The organism is Streptomyces sp. NPDC002328, from assembly GCF_042890065.1.
In the GTDB taxonomy this organism is placed as follows: Bacteria; Actinomycetota; Actinomycetes; order Streptomycetales; family Streptomycetaceae; genus Streptomyces.
Map to the genome: position 1 here is coordinate 545,077 of NZ_JBIARQ010000001.1, position 20,590 is coordinate 565,666.

Sequence of the window (20,590 nt, forward strand, 5' to 3'; positions counted from 1 at the left end):
TCGGCGAACCGCGCGCCGGACGCCGCCGGGTGCGGCAGGATGCCCGCGCATGGACGCCGTACGGGTCGCGTTGCTGCGCGAGGTGCTCGCGGGGACGCAGTGGCCGGGGGCCACGCGCAGGTTCGGCGCGGTGCTGCGGGGGTCGGTGGTCTCGCACGGGGGCGGGCTGCTGCTCGTGGGCACCGCGGACCACGAGCCGTGGCACCTCGCCGCGCACCTGGTGGACGAGGCCGCGTGGTCGGGGACGCCGGAGCTGGCTCCCACGCTGGTGCGCCATGGCGCGCGCCCCTCGGATCCCGCGCATCTCGCGGTCGGCCTGGGCCGGATCGAGGCGGCGCGGCGCAACGAGACGCTGCTGGTGGTGGCGCCCGAGGGGGACGCCGGGGAGGCTCCGCTGCTGGAGCGGGTGTCCGACGCCCGGCGGGCCGGGGTGACCGTGCTCGCCCTCGGCTCCGGGGACGGGGAACTGACGGCGCTGGCGCACGAGGCTTTGGCGGTGCCGGACCGCTCGGAGCTGGACCTGGACACCGTGCAGCACCTGGTGAGCGCGGCGGCCGGGGAGACGATGCCGCCGACGCGCAGCCGCCGACGCTTCCGTGACCGGCTGGCGCGGCTCGCGGAGCAGTTGACGGCCCCGCCGCCGCCCCCGTGGTGAAAAACCGGTTGCCCTAGGCGGCCGTCGTCCCGACGATGGCCCCTCGTGACCGACGACGCCCCCGCCCCGCCCGCCGCCCCTCCCCCCGCCGACGGCCCCGCCCCTGCCGACGGCCCGCCGTCCGGCCTGCGGGCCCTCCTGCCGGACCTCGCGCCCTGGCGGGACTCCCGTGACTTCCGGCGGCTGTGGGCAGCCGGGCTGGTGTCGACCTTCGGCAGCTTCCTCACGTTCGTCGCGCTGCCCGTGCAGCTGAAGGAGCTGACGGACTCCGCCGCGGCGGTCGGGGCGATCGGGGCCGTGGAGCTGGTGCCGCTGGTGGTGTTCGGGCTGTACGGCGGGGCGCTCGCGGACGCCTGGGACAAGCGGAAGCTGATCCTGTGGACGGAGGCGGGGCAGGGGCTGCTCTCGGCGGTGTTGCTGCTGAACGTCATGCTGCCGGAGCCGGCCGTGTGGCCGCTGTACGTCGTCGCGGCGCTGTCCTCCGCGCTGGTGTCCGTGCAGCGGCCGGCGCTCGACTCGCTGTGGCCGCGGATCGTGGCGCACGAGCATCTGCCGGCGGCGGCCTCGCTGAACGCGCTGCGGTGGACGGTCGGCGGGGTGGCCGGCCCGGCCGTGGCGGGCCTGGTCGTCGCCTACGCGGGGCTCGGCTGGGCGTACGTGGCGGATCTCGCCACCTTCGTCGTCTCGGTGGCCCTCACCGTGGGGATCGCCGCGTCCCCCGCCGCCCATGAGGCGGCCAAGCCGTCGCTGCGGGCGATCGCGGAGGGCGCGCGCTACGCGTGGAACCGCAAGGAGCTGCTCGGCACGTACGCCGTCGACCTGGCGGCGATGTTCCTGGCGATGCCGCTCGCGGTGCTGCCGTTCCTCGCGGACGAGCTGGACGCCGAGTGGTCGCTCGGGCTGATGTACGCGAGTCTGCCGGCGGGGGCGCTGCTGGTGAGTCTGACCAGCGGCTGGACCTCGCGGATCCACCGGCACGGGCGGATGGTGGCGGTCTCGGCCGCGCTGTGGGGTGTGGCGATCGCGGGCGCGGGGCTCACGCGCAACGTGTGGCTGGTGCTGCTGTGCCTGGCCCTCGCGGGCGCCTTCGACATGGTCAGCGGCGTGTTCCGGGCGGCCATGTGGAACCAGACGATCCCGGACGAGCTGCGCGGGCGGCTCGCCGGGATCGAGCTGCTGTCGTACTCGGCGGGCCCGCAGGTGGGCCAGGTGCGCGCGGGCGGCTTCGCGGCCTGGCTGGGCGTGCGGACGTCCGTCTGGTCGGGCGGGGTGCTGTGCGTGGGCGCGGTGGGCCTGCTGGCCCTGTGCCTGCCGGCCCTGATGCGCTACGACGCCCGCACCGACGAACACGCGGTCCGCGCCCGCGAGCGGCGGCGCTCGGCGCAGGGGGACACGGCGTCGACGGCGAGCGCCTGACGGAACGGGGGCGGCGGCAACGGGGGCGGCGACCCGACGGGACGGGGCGGCGGCAACGGGGGCGGTGGGAGCCGCCCCCGTCGGGTCGCCCCCGGTTCAGTCGTCGCCCGCCGCCCGTCCCGTGGGGGCGTCGTGCCACTTGGGGTCGTTCTCCCACTCGAGGTTGCGGTCGCGTGCGGTTTCCATCGCGTGTTCCGCCTCCGTGCGGGTGGCGTACGGACCGAACCGGTCCTTGCCCGGGCAGTCCGGGCCTTCCTCGACCTTCTTGTGCTCCAGGCAGTAGAACCACTCGCCCGGCTTGCCGACGGTCCGCTTCTTGAACAGGGCCATGACCAGCTCCTCTCGCCACCGACATGTTCCCCCACGGCGGCTCGTTAGACTCGCGGGCATGTCCAGCCAGTCGCTGCTCGTGCCCGGGGAGCTGTCCCCCTCCCGTTCCGTGCCCGGAAACATCCGGCGTCCCGAGTACGTCGGCAAGCCGGCGCCCACTCCGTACACCGGGTCGGAGGTGCAGACGCCCGAGACGATCGAGGCGATGCGGACCGCCGGCCGGATCGCCGCGCGGGCGATGGCGGAGGCCGCGAAGCTGATCGCGCCGGGGGTGACGACCGACGAGCTGGACCGCGTGGCGCACGCGTACATGTGCGACCACGGCGCTTACCCGTCGACGCTCGGCTACCGCGGCTTCCCCAAGTCGCTGTGCACGTCCGTCAACGAGGTGATCTGCCACGGCATCCCGGACTCGACGGTGCTGCGCGACGGCGACATCGTCAACCTGGACGTGACGGCGTACATCGGCGGGGTGCACGGCGACAACAACGCGACCTACCTGGTCGGGGACGTCGACGAGGAGAGCCGGCTGCTGGTGGAGCGGACCAGGGAGTCGCTGAACCGCGCGATCAAGGCGGTCCGGCCGGGCCGGCAGATCAACGTCATCGGGCGGGTCATCGAGTCGTACGCGAAGCGGTTCGGATACGGCGTGGTGCGCGACTTCACCGGTCACGGCATCAGCTCGTCGTTCCACTCGGGGCTGATCGTCCCGCACTACGACAGCCCGCACGCGACGACCGAGATGCGGCCCGGGATGACCTTCACCATCGAGCCGATGCTGACGCTGGGCACGCACGAGTACGACATGTGGGACGACGGCTGGACGGTCGTGACGAAGGACCGCAGGCGGACGGCGCAGTTCGAGCACACGCTGGTGGTGACGGAGACCGGCGCGGAGATCCTCACGCTGCCCTGACCCGCTCCCCCGCTCCCCCGCTCCCCCCTCGATCCTGGCCCGCTCTCCCCGGAGGGCGGGCTTTTCGCCGTCCGGATATGTTTTTACCGACGGCCCGTCGGTAAAGTTACCGACAGAAGGTCGGAAAGACATTGACTTAGGTAAGCCTAACCATAGAAAATTCGGGCCATGGACTCCTTCTCGACAGTCATCCGCACCGCCTCTCACGAGCAGCACGTGGAGGCGGAGACCTCCACGTTCATGAGCGACCTGCTCGGCGGCCGGCTCGGCGTGGACGCGTACGCGCGCTACACGGAGCAACTGTGGTTCGTCTACGAGGCGTTGGAGGCGGAGGCCGGGCGGCTGGCGTCGGATCCGGTGGCCGGACCGTTCATCCAGCCGGAGCTGTTCCGGCGGAGCGCGCTGGAGCGGGACCTGGCGCATCTGCGCGGCCCCGACTGGCGGGCCGGCGCGTCGGCGCTGCCGGCGACCGAGGCGTACGCGGAGCGGGTGCGCGAGTGCGCCGAGCGGTGGCCGGCCGGCTACATCGCGCACCACTACACCCGCTACCTCGGCGACCTCTCCGGCGGGCAGATCATCCGCGACCGGGCCGAGAAGGCCTGGGGCTTCGAGAAGAAGGGCGACGGCGTCCGCTTCTACGTCTTCGAGGAGATCGGCAACCCGGCCGCGTTCAAGCGGGGCTACCGGGAGCGGCTGGACGCGGTGCACGCCGACGACCTGGAGAAGCAGCGGATCGTCGCGGAGTGCAAGAAGGCGTTCGCCCTGAACACGGCGGTGTTCCGGGCGCTGGGCGAGGAGTTCCCGCTCTCGGCGTGAGGCGCCCGCGCGCGAGGCCCGTGTGAGACGCCCGCGTGAGACGCGGGCCCTCCCGGGGCCGGACACGGGCCGGGCCCCCTTCCCGACGGCGGGGAGGGGGCCCGGTGCCGTGTCGGTCAGTGGCCTTCGCAGTGCGCGCCGGCCCAGAAGATGTCGCTGGAGGACGTGTCGATGGCGCCGATGTAGGGGCTACAGACCGCCTCGCCGTCGGCGAAGTGGTGGCGGGGCTCCTCGTCGGTGGCGAAGTGGTGGTGGGGCTGCTCGTCGGCGACGGCGCCCGTCGCGCCGGTGGCGGCCAGGGCGATCCCGAGGACGGTCGCGGCCAGGGCAGAACGGATGCGCATGGTGTTCCTCTCACGGAGGCGGAGTGGTCACGCCCAGAGGTAACCGTTCGCTTCCCCGCGCACACGCGCGACCACCCGTACGGACGCCCAGAAGAAGCCGGACGCCCGTATCCGGGCGTAGGGTTCACCGCTCCAGGAGGACCCGGCCGCCGATCTCCACCCACCCGTACGGCTGCGGGGCGGTGAGGATCTGGGATCCCGCACCCTGCGTGATGTTCAGCGCCCGGCCCAGCCGGTCGGTGAGCAGCAGCGCCGCCGCGCCCGTCGCCTCGTCCTCCTCGATGCCGTCGTCGCGGCCGGGGAAGCCGCGGGCGCGGATCCGCCCGGCCGGCTCGTCCTCCCATGCCCAGGCGTAGATCCACTCGCCGGGGGGCGGCACGGGCAGGTCGTCCACCTCGGCGGCGGTGGCGTACTGGCGCAGGGTGCGCGAGGTGACCCACTCCGCGCGGGCCTCGATCCAGCTGAACTCGCCGTCGAGACGGACGCCCACGGTCCCGGCGGGGGTGACGAGTTCGGGCACGTCGAGCAGCCAGGCGGTGCCGACGCAGGGGTGGCCGGCGAACGGCAGGCGCACGGTGGGGGTGTAGATGTCGACGACCCCGCGCTCGGGGTCGTCGACGAACACCGTCTCGCTGAAGCCGAGTTTCGCCGCGAGCTCCTGCCGGTCGCTCCGCTCGGGCACCCGGGAGCCGTCGCGGACGACGCCCAGTTCGTTGCCGTATCCGCCGTTGGGCGCACAGAAGACACGGAGCACGTCGTAGTCAGTCACGCGGGAATTGAAGCATCGCGGGAGGGGGCGTAGCGCCGGCCGAGGTGAGGTTCGCGGCGGACGCCTCTGACGGGTCCTCCGGATACGGCGGCCCGTAGCGAGTAAAGGTAAGGCTAACCTAAGCTAGCTTGGCCGGATCTGGATGGTGGAGGGAAAGGAACGGGCAGGACAGTGCGACGCTCACCGAGACCGATCGTCGAGCAGGTGTACGGCGGGGAGGATGCCGCATGACCGTCCTGGACAAGCCCGTGGAGACCGCCGCGCCGCCGGCCGCCCCGCGCCGCAAGCGCGGCGCGGCCTGGCTGCTGACGGCGGCTCTGGTCCTCGGGCTCCTCGTCCTCGTGCCGGTCGCGGCCGGGCTCGGCGCCTATCCGGTGCCGGTCGGGGACGTGCTCTCCTCCGTGCGGCACCAAACGGGGCTCGGCGGGGCGGAGTTGGACCGGGTCGCCGAGTCGGTGCTGTGGAACGTGCGGTTCCCCCGGATCGTGCTCGCGCTGCTCGTCGGGGCCTCGCTGGGGTGCGCGGGCGCGCTGATGCAGGGCGTGTTCGGCAACCCGCTCGCCGAGCCCGGCGTCATCGGGATCTCCTCCGGCGCGGCGGTCGGCGCGGTGGCCGCGATCGCGTTCGGCGTGAACTTCCTCGGCAACTGGACGGTGCCCGCCTTCGCGTTCGTCGCCGGGCTCGGCACGGTGCTGCTCGTGTATGTGATGTCGCGCTCCGGCGGGCGTACGGAGGTGGTGACGCTGATCCTCACCGGGATCGCGGTGAACGCCTTCACGGGCGCGCTGATCGGGCTGTGCCTGTTCTTCGCGGACGCCGCGGCGATCCAGCAGATCACCTTCTGGCAGCTCGGGTCGCTCGCGCAGGCGACCTGGCCGAAGGTGCTCGCGGTGCTGCCGTGCGCGGTGGTCGGGCTCGCGCTCGCGCCTCTCTACTCGCGCCGGCTGGACCTGCTGGCGCTCGGGGAACGGCCCGCGCGGCACCTGGGGGTGGACGTGGAGCGGCTGCGGATCACGCTGATCTTCGTCATCGCGTTGCTGACGGCGGCGGCGGTGAGCGTGTCGGGCATCATCGGGTTCGTCGGGCTCGTCGTGCCGCATCTGCTGCGGATGGCGGCGGGGCCGGGGCATCGGTTCCTGGTGCCGGGGAGTGCGCTGGCGGGGGCGCTGGTGTTGCTCGCGGCGGATCTTGCGGCGCGGACGGTTGCCGTTCCGGCGGAGTTGCCGTTGGGGGTGCTGACGGCGTTGCTGGGGAGTCCGTTCTTCTTTTGGCTGCTGCGGCGGACTCGGCGGCGGCAGGGGGGTTGGGCGTGAGGCTTGCCCACCTGCCTTGCCCACCCACCCGCCCGTCTCGGTCGGCCGAGTGGCGGGCCAACCCCGGGGCTCCGCCCCGGACCCCGGGTGCGCCTACAGGGCGGGGGCGTTTGCACTCCGTGCGGGTGCGGGTTGCCTGTGGCTGGTCGCGCCAACGCGGCGGAGCCGCATATCGATACAGCCCCGCGCCCCTGGAGGGGCTGGGGCTTCGCCCCGCCCCGCCCGCTCCTGCGCCCCTCCCCCTGTACCCCCTCCCCCCTGCACCCTCTCCCCCAGCAGCCCTCCCCCGCGTCCCCCCTCCCTCTCCCCAAGGACCCCCGATGAGACTTCTCCGGCCCCGGCCCACCCCTCCTCCCCCCTTCTCTCCCGGTGATGTTCTCGTCGAAGTCGACGGGTTGTGGGTGCGGCTCGGGGGGCGGGATGTGCTTCGGGGGGTGGGGGTTGAGGTTCGGGCTGGGGAGGTGCTTGCTCTTGTGGGGCCCAACGGGGCCGGGAAGTCGACCCTGTTGGGGGCCGTCTGCGGGGATCTGCCTGCCGTCGGCGGGAGCGTGCGTATCTGCGGGCGGGAGGCCGGCGCCTGGTCCGCGCCCGAACTCGCCCTGCGGCGGGCGGTGTTGCCGCAGGCGGCCGTGCTGTCGTTCCCCTTCGCGGTGGAGGACGTCGTGCGGATGGGAAGGGCGCCGCACGACTCCTCCCCCGCCGAGGACGACCTCGCCGTCGCCGAGGCGATGGCCGCCACCGAGGTGACCGCGTTCGCCGCACGCCCGTTCTCCGCGCTCAGCGGCGGTGAACGGGCCCGAGTCGCGCTCGCCCGGGTTCTCGCGCAGCGCACCCCGCTGCTGCTGCTCGACGAGCCCACCGCCGCACTGGACCTGAAACACCAGGAGTTGGTGCTGAGGATCTGCCGGGAACGGGCCGCCGCGGGCGACGCCGTCGTCGTCGTGCTGCACGATCTGGGGCTCGCCGCGGCCTACGCGCACCGCGTCGCGATCCTGCACCGCGGGCAGGTCGCGGCGGACGGGCCGCCCGCCGAGGTGTTCACCGAGGAGCTGCTGACGGAGGTGTACGACCAACCGGTCGAGGTGCTCGCGCATCCCCGGACGGGCGCGGTCCTCGTGACCCCGCGACGCGTTCTTTGAACTCCCTTTGACTCTCCTGTGGGGTCCGTTTTCCACCTCCGTGATGGGCTCGTGCTCTTACACCGTCTATGAGAGCTGAATCACGGCACGGGCAGGTATCAGAGAGATTAGGGGCGGCTAAGTTAGGCGAGCCTCACTACGTTGATGTGAGTGCGGTCACGCTGTTTTTCAGCCACCCTGGGAGCCCCATGCACGCCGTCAGACTCTCCGTCGTCACCGCCGCCGCGACCGCGGTGGCCCTGACCGCCGTCACGGGCTGCACCGAGAAGAGCGCTTCCGCGGGCGGCGACCGCGTGATCACCGTGACCGCCACCGACGACAAGTGCGAGACCTCCCTGAAGGAGATAGCGGCCGGGCACGTCGAACTCGCCATCGAGAACAAGGGGTCCAAGGTCACCGAGGTCTACGTCCTCTTCCCCGACGACCGGGTGGTGACCGAGCGCGAGAACATCGGCCCCGGCACCAAGCAGCGCGTCACCGCCGAGGTGAAGGCCGGCGACTACCAGATCGCCTGCAAGCCGGGCATGAAGGGCGACGGCATCCGCCAGTCGCTGAAGGTCACCGGCGGCTCGGTGGCCGCGCGCGACCCGCGGCTGGACAAGGCCGTCGCCGCCTACCGGACGTACGCGCAGCAGCAGGCCGACGAGACGCTGCCGAAGGCCGAGGTGTTCGCGCGGGCCGTGAAGGCCGGCGACATCGAGGCCGCGAAGACGGCGTACGCGCCCTCCCGCATCGGCTGGGAGCGCACCGAGCCGGTCGCGGAGTCCTTCGGCGACATCGACCCCAAGGTCGACGTCCGCGCGGACGGCCTGGAGAACGGCCAGAAGTGGACCGGCTGGCACCGGCTGGAGAAGGCGCTCTGGCAGGACAAGAAGATCGGCGCCGAGGAGAAGGCCCTCGCCGATCAGCTGATCACCGATCTGAAGGACTGGCAGAAGCGGGTCGGCAAGGCGGAGATCACCCCGACCTCCATGGCCAACGGCGCCAAGGAGCTGCTCGACGAGGTCGCCACCGGCAAGGTCACCGGCGAGGAGGAGCGCTACTCGCACACCGACCTCGTCGACTTCAAGGCCAACGTGGAGGGCGCGCAGCAGTCGTACGAGCTGCTGAGGGAGGTCGCGAAGGAGAACGACGCGGCGCTGGTCACCGAACTGGACAAGCAGTTCGCCGCGTTGAACGCGCTGCTGGACAAGTACCGCGCGGACAAGACCTCGTACGACTTCACCTCGTACGACAAGGTCGGCGCGGCGGGGCGCAAGGAGCTGTCGGACGGCGTCAACGCGCTCGCGGAGCCGCTGTCGAAGCTCGCCGCCGCCGTCGCGAAGTGAGCCAGGAGGCACCGGCATGACGAACACGGACGACCGAGCCGGCACCCCCGACACGACGACCGGCACCGCAGACACGACCGCCGCCCCCGACAAGACCGACAGGACCGGCACCGCTGACACGACCGCCACCACCGACGCGACGGCCGCCAGCGCTGAGGCGACCAACAGCGCTGACGCCGGCGGAGCCACCGCCGCCGCCGCGCCCACCCGGCGCGCCCTGATCGGGTGGGGTGGGGCGGGCCTCGTGCTCGGGGCCGCCGGGGCCGGCGGGGCGGTCGCGATGGCCCGCGCCGGTGGCGACGCCGAGCCGGACGCCGCGGCGGCGGGCGCGGCCGTCGCCTTCCACGGCACGCACCAGGCGGGCATCGCCACCCCCGTCCAGGACCGGCTGCACTTCGCCGCGTTCGACGTGAAGACCGACGACCGCGCCGAGTTCGTCCGGCTGCTGAAGGACTGGACGGAGGCGGCCCGGCGGATGACGGCCGGGAAGGCCGTCGGGGAGGGCGCGTACGGCGGGCTGCCCGAGGCGCCGCCCGACGACACCGGGGAGGCGCTGGGCCTCAAGCCGTCCCGGCTGACGCTGACCGTCGGCTTCGGGCCGTCCCTGTTCACCCGGTTCGGGCTCGCCGCGCGGCGACCCGAGGCGCTGGTCGAGCTGCCGCAGTTCGCCGGGGACAACCTCGACGCGAACCGCAGCGGCGGCGACCTGTGCGTCCAGGCCTGCGCCGACGACCCGCAGGTCGCGGTGCACGCGATCCGCAACCTGGCCCGGATCGGCATGGGCAAGGTCGTCATCCGCTGGTCGCAGCTCGGATTCGGCAAGACCTCCTCCACCACGCCCGAGGCGCAGACCCCGCGCAACCTGATGGGCTTCAAGGACGGCACCCGCAACATCGCCGGGACCGAGACGGACCGGCTGGAGAGGTTCGTGTGGGTCGGGGCGAAGGACACCGACCACAACTCGGCCTGGATGACGGGCGGTTCGTATCTCGTCGCGCGCCGGATCCGGATGCACGTCGAGACCTGGGACCGCACCTCGCTCCAGGAGCAGGAGGACATCTTCGGCCGGGACAAGGGCGAGGGCGCGCCCGTCGGCAAGGCGAAGGAGCGCGACGAGCCGTTCCTGAAGGCGATGCTGCCCGACGCGCACGTGCGGCTCGCACACCCCGACTCCAACGGCGGGGCGACGATCCTGCGCCGCGGCTACTCCTTCACCGACGGCACCGACGGCCTGGGCCGCCTGGACGCGGGCCTGTTCTTCCTCGCCTACCAGCGGGACGTGCGCAAGGGATTCATCGCCGTCCAGCGGAATCTGGCGACCGACGCGCTCAACGAGTACATCCAGCACGTGGGTTCGGCGGTCTTCGCCGTCCCGCCCGGCGTCCGGGACACCGGCGACTGGTGGGGGCGGACGCTGTTCTCCGGCAGTGGGCAGGAGGCGTAACCCGTGTTCTCCAACTATCTGATCGGACTGCGCGAGGGCCTGGAGGCCAGTCTCGTCGTCTGCATCCTCATCGCCTACCTGGTGAAGACCGGCCGCCGGGACGCCCTGAAACCGGTCTGGGCGGGCGTCGCCGTCGCGGTGCTGCTCGCGCTGGGCTTCGGCTCCGCGCTCGAATTCGGTTCCCAGGAGCTGACGTTCGAGGCGCAGGAGGCGCTCGGCGGCTCCCTGTCGATCCTCGCGGTCGGCCTGGTGACCTGGATGGTGTTCTGGATGCGGCGCACCGCCCGGCATCTGAGGGCGGAGCTGCACGGCAAGCTGGACGCGGCCCTCGCCGTCGGCACGGGCGCGCTGGTCGCCACCGCGTTCCTCGCCGTCGGCCGGGAGGGCCTGGAGACCGCCCTGTTCGTGTGGGCGTCGGTGCACGCGGCCGGTGACGGCACCCCGCGCCCGCTGATCGGCGCGGCCCTCGGCATCGCGACGGCCGTCCTCCTCGGCTGGCTGTTCTACCAGGGCGCGGTGCGGATCAACCTGGCGAAGTTCTTCACCTGGACGGGCGGCATGCTGGTCGTCGTCGCGGCCGGTGTGCTGGCGTACGGCTTCCACGACCTCCAGGAGGCCGACTGGCTGCCCGGCCTGACCGACAAGGCCTTCGACGTCAGCGGCGCGATCCCCCCGGACAGCTGGTACGGGACGCTGCTCAAGGGCGTGTTCAACTTCCAGCCCGATCCGACGGTCCTCCAGGTCACGGTGTGGCTGCTGTACCTGGTCCCGACGCTCGCGCTGTTCCTCGCCCCGGTAGGGTTCGCCTCCGGGAAGGGGAAGGTGAACGCACCTGATGACCAGGGAACGCAGCCTGACGACCGGCCGTCCACGGCTCCTCGGGCGTGACCGCAACGCACTGACGGCACTCGCGCTCACCGCCGTCTCGCTGACGGCGAGCGGCTGCGTGGTGGTCCACGGGGAGCGCGAGGTGCTCCCCGCGGCCACCCGGGCCGAAGCCGCCGAGGCGCTACGGGAGTTCACGACCGCGTACAACAAAGCCGATGCGGCGTACGACAGTTCCCTCGACGCCGGACACACCACCGGCGCGCTCGGCGCGATCGACGCGGCGCGGCTGAAGGCGGGGAAGGTCAACAGCCCCGACGGCAACCCTCGGCACACTCCGCTGGTGTTGACGGACGTCAAGTACACGATCGTCGAGAAGGCGGGCTGGCCGCGCTGGTTCGTCGCGGACGCCAAGGCCAACAAGGGCGGTGACGCGCGCTGGGTGCTGGTGTTCACCCGGGACGCGCTGTCGGACCCGTGGGAGGCCGCGTATCTGACGCTGGTGGCGCCGGGCGCGCTGCCCGCGTTCGCGAAGGACAAGGACGGCTGGACCCCGGCCGTCCCGTCCGACGCCGCCGAACTGACGCGCGCGCCCAAGGACTTGAGCAAGGACTACGCGACGTATCTCAAGAACGGCGGGACGGCGTTCGCGGACGGCGCGTACACGAGCGAGCTGCGCGCCGCGCGGGCGAAGAACTCCATCAAGCCGGGGCTGGTCACGCAGTACATCGACGAGCCGCTCACCGGCGGCGAGTTCGCGCCGCTGGCGCTGCGCACGGCGGACGGCGGGGCGCTGGTCTTCTTCGCCACGCACCACTACGTCAAGCAGACGGCCGCGACGGGGACTTCGGTGCCGGCGCCGAACCAGAACGTGCGGGCGCTGACGACCGGGGAGGTCGGGCGGACGCTGACCATGGAGTTCGTGGCCAACGAGGTGGCCGTCGTGCGGGGTGGCTCCGCCGGGGGAAAGGGTGTGTCGTTGCTGAGCCGGCTCGAGGGGTTGACGGCGGCGAGGGGGGAGTGAGACGCCTGGGCGTCGGCCGGGTGCGGCAGGTGCTCTTGGCGAGCCGCTAGAAGCGCTGCCATCCCGTGGCCGCGTGGTCCCCCTGGTCGACGTGCCTGGCGCAGGCGTCCGTCAGGGGCTCCAGCAGGGTCAGCGGGTCGGGCAGGGGGTGTTCGGGGCCTCGCAGCCAGCGGACGGACTGGCCGTCGTCGCCGGGGAGCCGGGCGGGCGGGACGAGGACGTAGGAGCCGCGGCAGTGCCAGCGCAGGCCGGGGTGTTCGTCCATGGTCTCGGGGTGGCAGTCCAGTTCACACGGCCACCACTCGTCCTCGTCCTCGGGGGTGCCGCGGGTGAGGGTGAAGAAGAGCATGCGGCCGTCGTCGCCGACGGCGACCGGGCCCACCTCGACGCCGGAGCCGAGCAGCCGGTCCAGGGCTTCACGGCCCGCTTCCAGGGGGACGTCCAGGACGTCGTGCGTGGTGCCGGTCGCGGTGATGAAGTTGGCCTGCGGCTGGTGGCGGGCCCAGCGCTCGACCTGGGCGCGGTCGGTGGTGGACTGCGTCTGCCAGGCGAAGGAGACGGGGTGCCGGCCGGGGGTGGGACAGCCGACCCGGTCGCAGGAGCACCGGTAGCCGGAGACCGGGTGGGCGGCCGGCGCGAGGGGCAGTCCCGCTTCGGCGGCGGCGAGCAGCAGGGCCTCACGGCCGCCGTCGTCGGCGGCCTCCTTCGGGCGGCGTCCGCGCAGCCACTGGGAGAGTTTGCCCTGCCGGCCGCTTCGGCCACCGAACTCCGCGCTCATCTAGCCCCTTGCCCTCGCTCTGGTCCGGACAGCATGCCTCATCGTCTCATCATCCTGCGCATCGGGGTCCGGAGCACCTAATCGGGGCAGGTGGGGCGAGGGGTGACGGATGGGGCCTCGGGGTCATCTCGGGGTCATCTCGGGATGAGGCCGTGCAGGGCGTAGTAGACGAGGGAGTCGGTGTACTCGTGCGAGATGGGGGCCGTGTGCTGGAGCCAGCGCTGGGCGAGCGGGGAGACGAAGAGTTCCAGGGCGATGCGCGGGTCGACGTCGGCGCGGACGTCCCCGGCGCGCTGCGCCGAGCGCAGGCGGGTGACGTACAGCTGGAGCTGGGGTTCGAGCAGCTGGGCGACGAACCGGCGGCCGAGTTCCTCGTTGACGAGGCCCTCGGCGGCAAGGGCGCGGTAGGGGGCCTCGAACCGGGGGTCGAGGAGTTCGTCGACGGTGGCGCGCAGCACGCCCTTGAGGTCGGCGGCGAGGTCGCCGGTGTCCGGGATGGCGTAGGGGGCCTGTCCCGCGGCCTCGGCGGCCTGCTCGGAGAGGTCGAGGAACGCCTCCAGCAGGACGTCGGCCTTCGACCCCCACCACCGGTAGATCGTCTGCTTGCCGACGCCGGCCCGGGCGGCGATGCCCTCGATGGTGGTCTTCGGGTAGCCGGCCTCGGCGACGAGGGCGAGCGCCGCGTCGTAGATGGCGCGCCGGGACTTCTCACTGCGACGGGCGGTGTCGGGGGCCGGCTTGCCGGACTGGGTGACCATGGGTCGACGGTACCAAGGGAGTGAGACGGGCCGTCTCGCCTCCGCAGGGCCACGGGGCGGCGGGGCGGGCGGGTCAGCCCTCGCTCGGGTAGCGCACCCCGATCCGTTCCCGGACGGCGTCGAGCGTGCGCATCACGGCGAGGGTGCCGTCCAGCGGGACGAGCGGGGACTGCGTCTCGCCGGCCCGCAGGGCGCGCATGACCTCGCGGGCCTCGTGCCGCATGGTCGAGCGGGGCCCGTCGGCCGGGTCGGCGGCGAACTTCTCCGGGTCGCGGCCGGCCCGGTGCAGGACGAAGTGGTCGGGGTGGAAGAAGCCGGACGGGATGTCGATCCGGCCGCGCGAGCCGGTCACGGAGGCGGAGGTGCCCGTACCGCCGACGACGGAGCAGTGCAGGGCGGCCAGCGCGCCGGAGTCCCAGGACAGGGCGGCCGCGGTCTGGAGGTCGACGCCCTCGGCGGAGACGACGGCCTGCGCGGCGACGCCGTCGGGCTCGCCGAGCAGCAGGTGGGCGAAGGAGACCGGGTAGACGCCGAGGTCGAGCAGGGCGCCGCCGCCCTGGGCGGGGTCGCGCAGCCGGTGCGAGGGCGGGAAGGGGCCCTCCAGGCCGAAGTCGGCCTGGACGGTGCGCACCTCGCCGATCGCGCCGTCGTCGACGAGCGTCTTCAGCCGGCGGATCAGCGGGTTGCAGTACATCCACATGGCTTCCATGAGGAAGCGCCCGCGGTCGCGGGCGAGCGCGACGAGTTCCTCGGCCTCACGGAGGTTCAGCGTGAACGGTTTCTCGCACAGCACCGCGCGCCCGGCCTCCAGGCAGAGCCCGGCGGCGGTCCGGTGCGCGGAGTGCGGGGTGGCGACGTAGACGACATCGATGTCGTCGTCGTGCGCCAGCGCGTCCCAGTCGCCGTGGGCGCGGGGTATCCCGAACCGTTCGGCGAAGGCCTTTGCGGAGGTCTCGGTGCGCGAGGCGACCGCCACGACCTCCGCGTCCGGCAGGTCGATCAGGTCCGCCGTGAACGCGGCGGCGATCCCGCCGGTCGCCAGGATCCCCCACCGCACTGTGTCGCTCGTCATCCCGCCCGCCCTCGTGTGCCGTCCCAGCAGTCCGTTCGAGCTGAGAGCATAGGTGGCGCAGAGGTCGGAGAGGGAGGGGTCACATGCCCGAGGGCGGGGCGTCGACACCGGACGCGGCACGGGACGCGGCACGGGACGTTCCGGTGGACATGACACCGGACGGCGTACGGGGCGCGGACGCGAGCACCACGGAAGGCGTCACGGCCGGCGTCGTACCGGGCGTCCCGGCGGAGGCGTTGCGGGCGCGGCGCCGGACCGGGCTGCTGGTCACGCTGATCCTCGGCGGTCTGACCGCCACTCCCCCGCTGGCGATGGACATGTACCTCCCGGCGCTCCCGGAGGTCACCCGCTCCCTGCACGCGCCCGCGGCGACGGTCCAGCTCACCCTGACCGCCTGTCTGGCCGGGATGGCGTTCGGGCAGCTGGTGGTCGGTCCGATGAGCGACCGCTGGGGCCGCCGCCGTCCGCTGCTGGCCGGTCTGGCCGTGTACATCGTGGCGACGGCCCTGTGCGCGCTGGCGCCCACCGTCGAGGCGCTGGTCGCGTTCCGGCTGGCGCAGGGACTGGCGGGCGCGGCCGGGATCGTGATCGCGCGGGCGGTGGTGCGCGATCTGTACGACGGCGTGGCGATGGCCCGCTTCTTCTCCAACCTGATGCTGATCTCGGGCGTCGCCCCGATCGTGGCGCCGTTGATCGGCGGGCAGATCCTGCGGGTGACGGACTGGCGCGGCGTGTTCGTGCTGCTGACCGCCGTGGGGATCCTGCTGGCCGGGGTGGTCGCGGCGAAGCTCCCGGAGACGCTGCCGCCCGCCGAACGCCAGTCGGGCGGGGTCGGCGAGGCGCTGCGCTCGATGCGGGGCCTCCTCGCCGACACGCACTTCACCGGCTTCCTCCTCACCGGCGGCTTCGCGTTCGCCGCGCTGTTCGCGTACATCTCGGCCTCGCCGTTCGTGATCCAGGAGATCTACGGGGCGTCCCCGCAGACGTTCAGTCTGCTGTTCGGCGTGAACTCGATCGGTCTGGTGGCGGTCGGCCAGCTCAACGGCAAGGTGCTGGTGGGCCGGGTCCGCCTGGACCGCGTCCTCGCCGTCGGCCTGACGGTCGTCGTACTGGCCGCGACGGCGCTGCTGCTGATGTCGACGGGCGTGTTCGGCGAGGCCGGGCTGGTGCCGGTGGCCGTCGCCCTGTTCGTCCTGATGTCGGCGATGGGCGTGACGCTGCCCAACGCGCAGACGCTGGCCCTGATGCGGGTGCGGCACTCGGCGGGCTCGGCGGCGGCGCTGCTCGGCACGTCGTCGTTCCTGATCGGCGCGATCGCGTCGCCGCTGGTCGGCGTCGCGGGCGAGGACACGGCCGTCCCGATGGCCGTCGTCCAGCTGACGGCGGCGCTGGTGGCGCTGGGCTGCTTCGTGGGGCTGTGCCGGCCGTGGGCGGGTACGGGAACGGGAGCCGAGGACGGGGGTTCCGTCACCCGGGCCACGGCGCGGGCCGGGGAGGACAGCTGAGCGCACCGAGGCTGCGGGTCGACACCCCGGAACGGGCCGGGCTCGACCCCGAGGAGATGCGCCGTCTCGTGCGCGAGGTGCGGGACCTCACCGCCGGTGCGCGCCCCTGGGCGGCGGGCGCGGTGGTGGTCGCCGGGCGCGGTCCGGTGGTCGCGGTGCGGGAGGCGGCGGGCTGGGCGGTTCGGTACGCGGCCTACGACGCCGAGGCCGACGCCGGCGTGGAGCTGCCGCCGGCCGCCCGGGTCCCCATGACCGTCGACACCCCGTTCGACCTGGCGTCGCTGACCAAGCTGTTCACGTCGGTCGCGGCGGTGCAGCAGATCGAGCGCGGCACGCTGGGCATCGACGCCCGGGTGGGCGCCTACCTGCCCGACTTCCACGCGGCCGCCGCGCACGGTCTCACGGTCCGCGGGCTGCTCACCCACACCTCCGGCCTGCGCCCCGAACTCCCCCTGTACGACTGCGCGGACGACGCCGAACGCCTCGCCCTCCTGCGCGCCGAGGCCCCGGTCGGCGAGCCGGGCCGCTACGCCTACTCCGATCTGAACATGCTGCTCCTCCAGCACCTCCTGGAACGCCTCACCGGCCGCCCGCTGGACGTCCTCGTCCACGAGGGGATCACCCGCCCGCTCGGCATGACGTCCACCCGCTTCGGCCCGTGCCCCGGCGCGGCGGCGACGGAGGACCAGCGCCGCCCCTGGGCCAAGGCGGACCGGGGCATGTTGCGGGGCGAGGTGCACGACGAGAACGCCTGGGCGCTGGGCGGCGTCGCCGGCCACGCCGGCCTCTTCTCCACCGCACCCGACCTGGCGGTCTTCTGCCGCACCCTCCTGTCGGGCGGCTCCTACGGCCCCGCCCGCGTCCTCGGCCCCGACTTCGTCGACCTCCTCCTGACCCCGCCCGGCCTGGGCTTCGCCGTCGACCAGCCCTGGTTCATGGGCGAACTGTCGGGCAACGGCGCGGCGGGCCACACGGGCTTCACGGGAACGTCCCTGGTCGTGGACCCGGCGACGGACACCTTCCTGGTACTCCTGGCGAACACGGTCCACCCCCGCCGCCGCCCCCCGGACAGCGGGCCGCGGGCGGGGGCGGGGACGCGGGTGAGGCGGGGGGTGCGGTGAGGGGGAGGTGGGGGCGCGGTGAGGGTGAATCGGGGGATGCGGTGATCCAGCCCGTCCGGCGGCCACTTTCGAGCGATGGTGGGGACAAATCAGCCCGTCTGGGGGTGCCCCCTCTGGGGGAGTTTGAGGACGAGGCCCGTCCAGGGCCGAAGCGGGGGCCTGGGGGCGGCAGCCCCCAGCGACGGGGGGTCCGGGGCCCCGCCCCCAGCGACGGGGGGTCCGGGGGGCTCCGCCCCCAGCGAGGCCGGCACCGACACCGCCGCACATAGAATCACCGGGTGACCGCCCCAACCCCCTCGTCCGAAGCCCTGCGCAGCAGCCTCGCCACCCTGCTGAACGGCCTCCCGCCCAAGCAGGCCGCCCAGGCCGTGGACCGGCTGATCGCCAGCTACCGGGGCGGCGCCACCCCCACCGACGCCCCCATCCTCCGCGACCGCGCCGACGTCGCCGCGTACGCCGCGTACCGCATGCCCGCGACCTTCGAGGCGGTCCGCTCCGCGCTGGAGGCGTTCGCGGACGCCGTACCCGACTGGACCCCCGCCGGCCACACCGACGTCGGCGGCGGCACCGGCGCGGCGACATGGGCGGTCACCGCCACCTGGCCGTCCCCGCACCCCCGCCCGGTCACCGTCCTCGACTGGGCGGAGCCCGCCCTCGCCCTCGGCCGGGAGCTCGCCGCCGCCCACCCGCCGCTGCGCGAGGCCCGCTGGCAGCGCGCCCGCATCGGCCCGGCGCTCACGCTCGACCCCGTCGACCTGGTCACCGTCTCCTACGTCCTCAACGAACTCCCGGCCCCCGACCGCGCGGCCCTCGTGGACGCGGCCGCCTCCGCCGCCAGTGCCGTGGTGATCGTCGAGCCGGGCACCCCGGACGGCTACGCGAGGATCATCGAGGCGCGCGACCGCCTGCTCGCCGCCGGTTTCCGGATCGCGGCCCCCTGTCCGCACAGCGCGGCCTGCCCGATCGTCCCCGGCACGGACTGGTGCCACTTCTCGGCCCGGGTCAGCCGCTCCTCGCTGCACCGCCAGGTCAAGGGCGGCTCGCTCCCGTACGAGGACGAGAAGTTCAGCTACGTCGCCGCGGCCCGCTTCCCCGTGGAGCCGGCCCCCGCCCGGGTGGTCCGCCGCCCGCAGATCCGCAAGGGGCAGGTGCTCCTCGACCTGTGCGAGACCGAGGAGCGCCTGAGCCGCACGACGGTGACGAAGAAGCACGGTGACCTGTACAAGACGGCCCGCGACGCCGACTGGGGCGACGCCTGGCCGCCGTCGGCGTAGCAGGTCAGGCCGGCTTCAGCCCGGGTTCGCCGACCTCCGTCACGAAGGACGCGGCGGTGCCGACCGGCGCTCCCGGGGTGGTGACGTAGGGGACGGTCTTGAAGTCGGCGCGGGCGAGGTCACGGCCGAGGGAGACGGTGACGTAGCCGCGGCGGCCGTTGTAGAAGCGCAGATGCGGGTTGGCGGTCATGTAGGTGTTCCAGTTCGCGGGCTTGTCGGCGCCGTCGCGTCCGCTGGCGATCGACGTGGCCACGATCTCCGTGCCGAGGGTGCGGGAGGCGGGGTCGTCGAAGTCGTCCTTGATGTCGAAGGCGTACCCGACGTGCACGTCCCCGGTGAGGACCATCAGGTTGTCGACGTCGGCGGCTTTCGCGCCGTCGAGGACGCGGCGGCGGGAGGCGCGGTAGCCGTCCCAGGCGTCCATCGACAGCTTCGCGACCGGGTTGAGGTCCAACTTGCGCTGCGAGAAGGTGACTTGCTGCGGCACGACGTTCCACAGGGCCCGCGAGGCACGCCACCCGTCGAGCAGCCACCGCTCCTGCGCCTGCCCGGTCATCGTGCGCGAGGGATCGTCGATGTCCGGTCCGGGAAGCTGCGCGCCGTCGCCGTAGGCCTGGTTGCTCCGGTACTGACGGGTGTCGAGAACGTCGAACTGCGCGAGCCGGCCCCAGTGCAGCCGGCGGTAGAGCCGCATGTCGGGGCCGGCGGGGAGTTGGGGGCGGCGCAGCGGCTGGTTCTCCCAGTAGGCGCGGTAGGCGGAGGCGCGGCGCAGCAGGAACTCCTCGGGCGGGACGTCGTTCTCGGGGGTGTCGTCGGCGTAGTTGTTCTCCGTCTCGTGGTCGTCCCAGGTGACGACGAAGGGGTGCGCGGCGTGCGCGGCCATCAAGTCGGGGTCGGACTTGTAGAGCGCGTAGCGCAGGCGGTAGTCCTCCAGGGTCACCGTCTCGCGGTTGAACACGGCCGGGAGGGTCCGGTCGGTGTAGTTGCGGTTGTTGCCGGTGGAGTTGATCGCGTACTCGTAGAGGTAGTCCCCGAGGTGGAAGACGAAGTCGACGTCGTCCTGGGCGAGATGGGCGTACGGGGTGTAGTAGCCGTCGGCGTAGGCCTGGCAGGAGACGGCGGCGAGCGTCAGTTCCGACGGGCGGGCGCGGAGGGTGGGCGCGGTGCGGGTGCGTCCGGTCGGGCTGGTCCAGCCGCCCACGTGGAAGCGGTAGTGGAAGACCCGGTCGGGGTCGAGGTGGCCGACCTCGACGTGGACGGTGTGGTGGAACTCGGGGTGCGCGGTGACGGCACCGCGTCTGACGACCCGTCGGAACTGTTCGTCGTGGGCCAACTCCCAGCGCACGAGGACGCGTTCGGCGGGCAGTCCGCCGTCGGGCTGGTACGGGGCGGGGGCGAGGCGCGTCCACAGGAGCACCGAGCCGGGCAGCGGGTCGCCCGAGGCGACGCCGAGGGTGAAGGGATTGTCGGTGATCCGCGCGGGGTCGAGTTCGGCGGCGGCCGCGGCGCCGGCGGCCGGCAGGTTCACCGCGAAGGCGAGCGCGGCGGCGGCGCCGGTGACGGTGAGGAAGCGACGCCGCCCGATGTGCCGGGCGGCTGCGCGGAGTTCGGGGGCGTGCTGGGACAGCTGGACTGCGGGTGTCATCCGGTCCTCCCCTGACGAATGGCTTCGGGAGCCATTGGAGTGGCCGGGGACGACCCTGGAACGACCCGAGATTGGCGCGTACACAACAGTCCGATGACGAACGGCCAACCTCTACAAA

Annotated in this window: 20 protein-coding genes; 13 read left to right on the plus strand and 7 right to left on the minus strand. The window is 73.1% G+C overall.

Annotated features, from left to right (window positions below; genetic code table 11):
• The first annotated feature begins 49 nt into the window (after positions 1 to 49).
• Positions 50 to 655 carry a hypothetical protein gene (locus tag ACFYX4_RS02425; protein WP_389324486.1) on the plus strand — a complete coding sequence of 202 codons (606 nt, stop codon included), beginning with the start codon at positions 50 to 52 and terminating at the stop codon, positions 653 to 655.
• 45 nt (positions 656 to 700) lie between these two features.
• Positions 701 to 2,071 (plus strand): MFS transporter, encoded by a 1,371-nt coding sequence (locus ACFYX4_RS02430; RefSeq protein ID WP_389324490.1) that lies wholly within the window; start codon positions 701 to 703, stop codon positions 2,069 to 2,071.
• Positions 2,072 to 2,167: 96 nt separating this feature from the next.
• Here the strand turns inward: ACFYX4_RS02430 and ACFYX4_RS02435 are convergent, their stop codons facing one another.
• Complete coding sequence (locus ACFYX4_RS02435; RefSeq protein ID WP_389324493.1) at positions 2,168 to 2,401, minus strand: hypothetical protein; 234 nt, start codon at positions 2,399 to 2,401, stop codon at positions 2,168 to 2,170.
• Between the two features lie 58 nt (positions 2,402 to 2,459).
• Here ACFYX4_RS02435 and map point away from each other — a divergent pair, with 58 nt between their 5' ends.
• Together map and ACFYX4_RS02445 are read left to right on the plus strand one after the other, a co-directional pair.
• Positions 2,460 to 3,317, plus strand: coding sequence for a type I methionyl aminopeptidase (gene map / locus ACFYX4_RS02440; RefSeq protein WP_389324496.1), 858 nt, complete (start codon positions 2,460 to 2,462; stop codon positions 3,315 to 3,317).
• Positions 3,318 to 3,485: 168 nt separating this feature from the next.
• Positions 3,486 to 4,133, plus strand: a complete 648-nt coding sequence (locus ACFYX4_RS02445; RefSeq protein ID WP_389324499.1) for a heme oxygenase (biliverdin-producing) — start codon at positions 3,486 to 3,488, stop codon at positions 4,131 to 4,133.
• Positions 4,134 to 4,249: 116 nt separating this feature from the next.
• Here ACFYX4_RS02445 and ACFYX4_RS02450 read toward each other — a convergent pair whose 3' ends face one another.
• Both ACFYX4_RS02450 and ACFYX4_RS02455 read right to left on the minus strand, forming a co-directional pair.
• Complete coding sequence (locus ACFYX4_RS02450; RefSeq protein ID WP_389324502.1) at positions 4,250 to 4,477, minus strand: hypothetical protein; 228 nt, start codon at positions 4,475 to 4,477, stop codon at positions 4,250 to 4,252.
• A 124-nt stretch (positions 4,478 to 4,601) separates the two neighbouring features.
• Entirely contained in the window at positions 4,602 to 5,246 is a 645-nt protein-coding gene (locus tag ACFYX4_RS02455) for a PhzF family phenazine biosynthesis protein (RefSeq protein ID WP_389324505.1), read from the minus strand.
• Positions 5,247 to 5,473: 227 nt separating this feature from the next.
• Here ACFYX4_RS02455 and ACFYX4_RS02460 point away from each other — a divergent pair, with 227 nt between their 5' ends.
• The 6 genes from ACFYX4_RS02460 (at position 5,474) to ACFYX4_RS02485 (ending at position 12,319) form a co-directional block, all read left to right on the plus strand.
• Positions 5,474 to 6,559 (plus strand): FecCD family ABC transporter permease, encoded by a 1,086-nt coding sequence (locus tag ACFYX4_RS02460; RefSeq protein WP_389324508.1) that lies wholly within the window; start codon positions 5,474 to 5,476, stop codon positions 6,557 to 6,559.
• 320 nt (positions 6,560 to 6,879) lie between these two features.
• A complete protein-coding gene (locus tag ACFYX4_RS02465) occupies positions 6,880 to 7,698 on the plus strand; it encodes a heme ABC transporter ATP-binding protein (RefSeq protein WP_389324511.1) in 819 nt (272 codons plus the stop codon).
• A 188-nt stretch (positions 7,699 to 7,886) separates the two neighbouring features.
• Positions 7,887 to 9,026 (plus strand): iron uptake system protein EfeO, encoded by a 1,140-nt coding sequence (efeO, locus tag ACFYX4_RS02470; protein WP_389324514.1) that lies wholly within the window; start codon positions 7,887 to 7,889, stop codon positions 9,024 to 9,026.
• Positions 9,027 to 9,042: 16 nt separating this feature from the next.
• Positions 9,043 to 10,470: an iron uptake transporter deferrochelatase/peroxidase subunit gene (efeB, locus tag ACFYX4_RS02475; protein ID WP_389324518.1), complete on the plus strand. Its 1,428-nt coding sequence runs from the start codon at positions 9,043 to 9,045 to the stop codon at positions 10,468 to 10,470.
• Positions 10,471 to 10,473: 3 nt separating this feature from the next.
• Positions 10,474 to 11,358, plus strand: coding sequence for an iron uptake transporter permease EfeU (gene efeU, locus ACFYX4_RS02480; protein ID WP_389324521.1), 885 nt, complete (start codon positions 10,474 to 10,476; stop codon positions 11,356 to 11,358).
• Positions 11,306 to 12,319, plus strand: a complete 1,014-nt coding sequence (locus tag ACFYX4_RS02485) for a hypothetical protein (protein WP_389324524.1) — start codon at positions 11,306 to 11,308, stop codon at positions 12,317 to 12,319. The genes efeU and ACFYX4_RS02485 overlap by 53 nt, the downstream gene beginning before the upstream one ends.
• 46 nt (positions 12,320 to 12,365) lie before the next feature.
• Here ACFYX4_RS02485 and ACFYX4_RS02490 read toward each other — a convergent pair whose 3' ends face one another.
• From ACFYX4_RS02490 to ACFYX4_RS02500, 3 genes are all read right to left on the minus strand, one after another.
• Positions 12,366 to 13,097: a bifunctional DNA primase/polymerase gene (locus ACFYX4_RS02490; protein WP_389324527.1), complete on the minus strand. Its 732-nt coding sequence runs from the start codon at positions 13,095 to 13,097 to the stop codon at positions 12,366 to 12,368.
• A gap of 134 nt (positions 13,098 to 13,231) precedes the next feature.
• Complete coding sequence (locus tag ACFYX4_RS02495; protein WP_389324530.1) at positions 13,232 to 13,855, minus strand: TetR/AcrR family transcriptional regulator; 624 nt, start codon at positions 13,853 to 13,855, stop codon at positions 13,232 to 13,234.
• A 73-nt stretch (positions 13,856 to 13,928) separates the two neighbouring features.
• A complete protein-coding gene (locus tag ACFYX4_RS02500) occupies positions 13,929 to 14,927 on the minus strand; it encodes a Gfo/Idh/MocA family protein (protein ID WP_389324533.1) in 999 nt (332 codons plus the stop codon).
• A gap of 83 nt (positions 14,928 to 15,010) precedes the next feature.
• Between ACFYX4_RS02500 and ACFYX4_RS02505 the strand changes: the two genes are divergently transcribed.
• The 3 genes from ACFYX4_RS02505 to ACFYX4_RS02515 all read left to right on the plus strand — a co-directional run bounded on the left by ACFYX4_RS02505 (position 15,011) and on the right by ACFYX4_RS02515 (position 18,827).
• The gene (locus ACFYX4_RS02505) at positions 15,011 to 16,432 is read left to right on the plus strand and encodes a multidrug effflux MFS transporter (protein ID WP_389324536.1); all 1,422 of its coding nucleotides are present in this window, start codon (positions 15,011 to 15,013) and stop codon (positions 16,430 to 16,432) included.
• Positions 16,433 to 16,488: 56 nt separating this feature from the next.
• The gene (locus ACFYX4_RS02510; RefSeq protein WP_389324539.1) at positions 16,489 to 17,553 is read left to right on the plus strand and encodes a serine hydrolase domain-containing protein; all 1,065 of its coding nucleotides are present in this window, start codon (positions 16,489 to 16,491) and stop codon (positions 17,551 to 17,553) included.
• A gap of 278 nt (positions 17,554 to 17,831) precedes the next feature.
• Positions 17,832 to 18,827 (plus strand): small ribosomal subunit Rsm22 family protein, encoded by a 996-nt coding sequence (locus ACFYX4_RS02515; RefSeq protein WP_389324542.1) that lies wholly within the window; start codon positions 17,832 to 17,834, stop codon positions 18,825 to 18,827.
• A gap of 4 nt (positions 18,828 to 18,831) precedes the next feature.
• On the opposite strand, the gene ACFYX4_RS02520 is transcribed toward ACFYX4_RS02515, so the two are convergent.
• Entirely contained in the window at positions 18,832 to 20,472 is a 1,641-nt protein-coding gene (locus ACFYX4_RS02520) for an alkaline phosphatase D family protein (RefSeq protein ID WP_389324545.1), read from the minus strand.
• Positions 20,473 to 20,590: the final 118 nt, after the last annotated feature.

Bases quoted from the DNA above. Each gene is read 5' to 3' on its own strand.
- ACFYX4_RS02425 (WP_389324486.1), top strand. From the start codon at position 50: ATGGACGCCGTACGGGTCGCGTTGCTGCGCGAGGTGCTCGCGGGGACG.
- ACFYX4_RS02435 (WP_389324493.1), bottom strand. From the start codon at position 2,401: ATGGCCCTGTTCAAGAAGCGGACCGTCGGCAAGCCGGGCGAGTGGTTC.
- map (WP_389324496.1), top strand. From the start codon at position 2,460: ATGTCCAGCCAGTCGCTGCTCGTGCCCGGGGAGCTGTCCCCCTCCCGT.
- ACFYX4_RS02445 (WP_389324499.1), top strand. From the start codon at position 3,486: ATGGACTCCTTCTCGACAGTCATCCGCACCGCCTCTCACGAGCAGCAC.
- ACFYX4_RS02450 (WP_389324502.1), bottom strand. From the start codon at position 4,477: ATGCGCATCCGTTCTGCCCTGGCCGCGACCGTCCTCGGGATCGCCCTG.
- ACFYX4_RS02460 (WP_389324508.1), top strand. From the start codon at position 5,474: ATGACCGTCCTGGACAAGCCCGTGGAGACCGCCGCGCCGCCGGCCGCC.
- ACFYX4_RS02465 (WP_389324511.1), top strand. From the start codon at position 6,880: ATGAGACTTCTCCGGCCCCGGCCCACCCCTCCTCCCCCCTTCTCTCCC.
- efeO (WP_389324514.1), top strand. From the start codon at position 7,887: ATGCACGCCGTCAGACTCTCCGTCGTCACCGCCGCCGCGACCGCGGTG.
- efeB (WP_389324518.1), top strand. From the start codon at position 9,043: ATGACGAACACGGACGACCGAGCCGGCACCCCCGACACGACGACCGGC.
- ACFYX4_RS02485 (WP_389324524.1), top strand. From the start codon at position 11,306: ATGACCAGGGAACGCAGCCTGACGACCGGCCGTCCACGGCTCCTCGGG.
- ACFYX4_RS02490 (WP_389324527.1), bottom strand. From the start codon at position 13,097: ATGAGCGCGGAGTTCGGTGGCCGAAGCGGCCGGCAGGGCAAACTCTCC.
- ACFYX4_RS02495 (WP_389324530.1), bottom strand. From the start codon at position 13,855: ATGGTCACCCAGTCCGGCAAGCCGGCCCCCGACACCGCCCGTCGCAGT.
- ACFYX4_RS02500 (WP_389324533.1), bottom strand. From the start codon at position 14,927: ATGACGAGCGACACAGTGCGGTGGGGGATCCTGGCGACCGGCGGGATC.
- ACFYX4_RS02505 (WP_389324536.1), top strand. From the start codon at position 15,011: ATGCCCGAGGGCGGGGCGTCGACACCGGACGCGGCACGGGACGCGGCA.
- ACFYX4_RS02510 (WP_389324539.1), top strand. From the start codon at position 16,489: ATGCGCCGTCTCGTGCGCGAGGTGCGGGACCTCACCGCCGGTGCGCGC.
- ACFYX4_RS02520 (WP_389324545.1), bottom strand. From the start codon at position 20,472: ATGACACCCGCAGTCCAGCTGTCCCAGCACGCCCCCGAACTCCGCGCA.